The sequence below is a fragment of the Gluconobacter thailandicus F149-1 = NBRC 100600 genome, assembly GCF_000964465.1.
Classification (GTDB): Bacteria; Pseudomonadota; Alphaproteobacteria; order Acetobacterales; family Acetobacteraceae; genus Gluconobacter; species Gluconobacter thailandicus.
The window spans coordinates 1-3,993 of the sequence record NZ_BANH01000041.1 but is presented as its reverse complement, the minus strand read 5'-3'; the positions used below and the strand labels follow the sequence as shown (position 1 = coordinate 3,993).

Here is a 3,993-nt window from a genome sequence, read left to right as displayed (position 1 = left end):
GGGTCAGCCGTACGACAGTCTGGCGGACCGTCCACTGCGGCCTGCACTGTTCCGATACCCGGAGTTAAGAGACAATACTCATCGTCTCTCTCGGAGTGTTATTGACAGCATTCCTTAAATGACCGGTTTCGGGACAGTCTAACGCCTCTGATGCGAAGCGGTTGCCGGAAAGGCCGTGGTCTTGTGAAGTCAGCTCCGGGGGGAAAGCGAACGGTCAGCTATTAGGCAGGGATATTAGAAAAGTGGCCATTCGTGTCGTCGACGTTCCTAGCAGGCAGCTACGTGCCGATTTTAGTCATCCAACGCCTTGCGGTGAAATTCCAAAAGGCGTCATTCAACCGGACTGAACCTATGGTGGAAAACATTGATCTGGATGCCTTCATAGCCGACAGGGCGTATGACGCAGACAAATTGATCGACAAGCTAACAAAGCGCGGAATTACCTCGGGTATCCCGCCCAAAAGCAGCCGAACGACGCAACTCTAAACAGACTTCGCCCTTGACAAGAAACTAAATCTTGTCGAACGTTCCATTAACAATATCAAATAGTTCCGCAGTATTGCAATGCGCTGCGATAAACTGAAATCCACTTTCCTCCCAGTCGTTCAGTTCGCCTCAGTAGGCATTCTGCTTAACTGACAACACGCCGTAGTGTGAACTAACGTCAGGTAGTAATAGCGCCATGCAATGCGGCGAAATGAAACCCCATCCGCTCGTCTTCGGATAGGAACTGTGAAACTCCGTCGACATGGAGTGCCCCGATTAGTTTGCGATCGAGGCAAGTTTCGAGGTGAAAATTCTGATCTTGGACTGGGTGCGAAAAACGCGATTTGGCCCACCAACTTGCAGGGTGATAATGTTTAGCCATCAGCAAGGCAAAGGTGAAAGGCGAGAGTTTACGAGCCGATGCCCAGCGGTCTTCACCTGACATACCGATGTGAAAATGAGCGCCGGGATGGCGTACGTTCTTGTATTGTTTTTCGCTATATTCGAAGCGGATTCGCGGAATGAAGGTACGTACCGGAATCGCCGAAGCTAGTTCTGCAAACTCTTCGTCGCTCCAGTGCCCCTCGTCACGCTCTCTTTCGTAGCTGCGGTACTCATCGAGGGCAGCCGGGGACCCGCTAAGGCGGGGATTCGGGTAATAGGCAAGAGCGTATTCGGTTTCGCTTGTGTGCGAGAATTGGAAAAAGGACAAATCATTTAAAAGGAAATTATAGTGCGAAAGGGCAAGGCCTTTTTCGTAGATCTGTGCGTAGTCCTTCGTTGTCAGCGCAAGCTGATTGAACGGCGCCGAGCGGGGCAGCCTGCATGTATAGACACTCGACTGCCACAATTCTTGGGTAGTGTAGAATTCAATCGCCGCCCGAATGCTCGCATTGAAATCGGCAAGATTCATCGCTCATCCTCGAATAGGTTTGCCATGTCATCTGGCGAGAGATTGAACTCGCTTTTGATGCGATCGACCCTGCGTTTTGCTTCTAAGAGGCGTGCATGCTTCTCTTCAAGGCCACGCTGGATTGTGTTTAGGTTGGTCATGTCGGGCATGACGAACTCGATGCGCGGACTTTTGCTGAGTGCCATCATGACTTCCTTCCTCAGCCTCGCGAAATTTTTGGTATTACATCCGAAGATACGCAACCAGCCTTTGGTACGGGTAAAAGCCACGAAAAGCTTGTTACGGCCCAGCCGCGTTTCGAGCACGGCAGCATCGGTGCCTAACACGATGACGACAGCGGCCTCGTTACCCTTGGCCCGGTAAACGGTGCTGAGAGTCACCTTTCCATCGATGCGAAAGGCGGGTTCGCTGTAGGGATTGTTTAAGATATTGTTGCAAGCGATGTCAGACTGCGCCAGCAAGTCTGATAGCTTGGAGAAGTAGGATTTAGAGGCCCGATCATCGAGACAAACGACGAGAATCTCGTCGGCCTTAAGACCATCGTTCACGAACTTACGGATTTCGGTCACAGCGAGTTCGACTTCCGCCCCGAGGTTATCGGCCCCGATGATCTCAACGAGATTCATATCCGGCGGGCTGTCGAGCGTGGTCGGGCTGTTGGCCATTGGTCGCTCGACAATGCACTGACTGCCCGCTGTGAAGGTCCCGGCGATCACGTCATAGCCGACATCTTCCCAGTGCTTCTCGTTTTCGAGCATTTGCACAGTCTTACCGTAGACGCCAAAACCGAGCGAGTGGGCTAGCACTAAGACTTCGCGCTGGTTACGATAGGCACGTTGCAGAACGAAGTCGTTGGTATCTGTACCGATTGGTAGGCTGCGCGCAAGCGATATGCGTGGTTCACCATCGTGATCCTGCCCGAAGAGCTGTTCGGGCTCGCGCACATTGACGTCGAATACGTTCTGTAGCTCGTCATAGGCCCAGATGATCTGCTTCTGGTCGCGATTTCCTTTGGCCAGAAAGAAGCACATCTGATAGAAACTGTCGGGAAAGTCCTGCCCTTCGTCGACGAGGATGATGTCGTAGTAGGGCGAAAGCACCTTAGCTTTGACCAATTCGCGGCAAACGGTTCCGAAAGGATCGGCGGTATTGCGTACGTCGCTGAACGAACGCGGCGCGAGGCCTTCACGGATACAAGCCTCGCGATAGACACCGGTAAGGTTGGAGCGACCCCAGCCATGGCGGACGTGTAGATTGTCCCAGTTAGGATCGACTTCTGCGAAGTGGCGATGGAAGCGTGTAATCATCCGCTCCATGACGTCACGTAGGCTGCGCGTATAATACGTAATGAGAATTTTGGCATTGGGATTCTCAATGTGTGCTAGGGCCGCCTTCATAGCAAGGATGACTGTCTTGCCGGTGCCTGCCAGCCCGCGGATACGCTGAGGACCACGAATGGACGTGAGTGCGACAGAGCGCTGGGCGGTATCGAAGTTGTAGATGACCGCTTCCAATTCCCGGTAGGCGCGGGCAACATCTGAAAGTGTATCGTCCTCGGCTTCGGATTCGGATAGCTGGCCGAGCGCCTTAGCTCCTTCGATGATGGCGCGAACTTCGTTTTGCTGGGCTTCGGAAAGGGGGCCGCTTTTTTCCTGAAGAATGCGAACAAGTTCAGCCTCGGTTTTTGCGATTTCGATTTCTTCGTTGTCGTAAGGCTCGCCGAGATTGGGCGCGTAAAGGATAGGGACAACTTCGAAGATCAGCTGCCGACGTTTCTTGAGGACGAGACTTTTGCTCATGAGTGATTCGGTGGAAGCGGCGACTTGCGCGATGCCCTGCGCATCGCGACGTAAGTCGCGTGCATTAGCTGCGACTGATATCTTCAAAAGCTTTACGCCATGACCCTTTCCAAGAATGGTGAGATCAGCGTTATGCGACCGCCCATCGTAATCTTTAACTTTGGGCCATCCAGCATAGATTACGATGTCGTCATTAGCGGCATAGACATCCCCACCGCGGATCTTGCGGATGATTTCGCCAGCTACGGCATTAATGAGGTCACCGCTTACGGTGGGGATATATGAAATCGACATAGGACACTTTCTACGGGATAGCTGACTTAAAACCTAGGGCTGCGCCGTTTTTCCTTCAAGCCCAAGCGGCAGGAGCGGGACGGAGGCGATCTAGGTGTTTGGTCCCGGGGTTTGATGGTGTGATATTTTAACGTTAGTGGATGGAAGCATTATGAGACAGATACGTCATGGCATTGCCAAGACCACGCATCCCGTGAGAGTAGCAATACAGCGATCCGGAGTTTGGTTAGATCGCCACCCAGGCTCTCAATGTCTGTCAGCCAAACTATCTGTGAACGCCCGGTTTCGGGAATTCCAGTTGATGCGCTTTACGACCAAAATGAGGGCGAAAGCGGTCAGTTCGCTATCGCCCTCACCTCAAACGACGGGGACACTTGGACGATCTCCTAAAAGCCACCTTGATAGTATCATTACTTTATCGTAATTAGAATATTGATATAGGGTTATTTTGATATTATTCTAGGCTCAGGACTCATAGCCAGAAGATGACGGTTGCGGCGA

General features: G+C 52.3%; 2 protein-coding genes. Both read right to left on the bottom strand.

Annotated elements, in window-relative coordinates:
* Positions 1–664 precede the first annotated feature (664 nt).
* Positions 665–1,399 carry a DUF2290 domain-containing protein gene (locus tag B7444_RS11230; RefSeq protein WP_007284594.1) on the bottom strand — a complete coding sequence of 245 codons (735 nt, stop codon included), beginning with the start codon at positions 1,397–1,399 and terminating at the stop codon, positions 665–667.
* On the bottom strand, positions 1,396–3,492 hold the full coding sequence (locus B7444_RS11225) for a DEAD/DEAH box helicase (RefSeq protein WP_007284593.1): 2,097 nt from the start codon (positions 3,490–3,492) through the stop codon (positions 1,396–1,398). Before B7444_RS11225 ends, B7444_RS11230 begins: the two co-directional genes overlap by 4 nt.
* Positions 3,493–3,993 lie beyond the last annotated feature (501 nt).

Bases quoted from the DNA above. Each gene is read 5' to 3' on its own strand.
- B7444_RS11230 (WP_007284594.1), bottom strand. From the start codon at position 1,399: ATGAATCTTGCCGATTTCAATGCGAGCATTCGGGCGGCGATTGAATTC.
- B7444_RS11225 (WP_007284593.1), bottom strand. From the start codon at position 3,492: ATGTCGATTTCATATATCCCCACCGTAAGCGGTGACCTCATTAATGCC.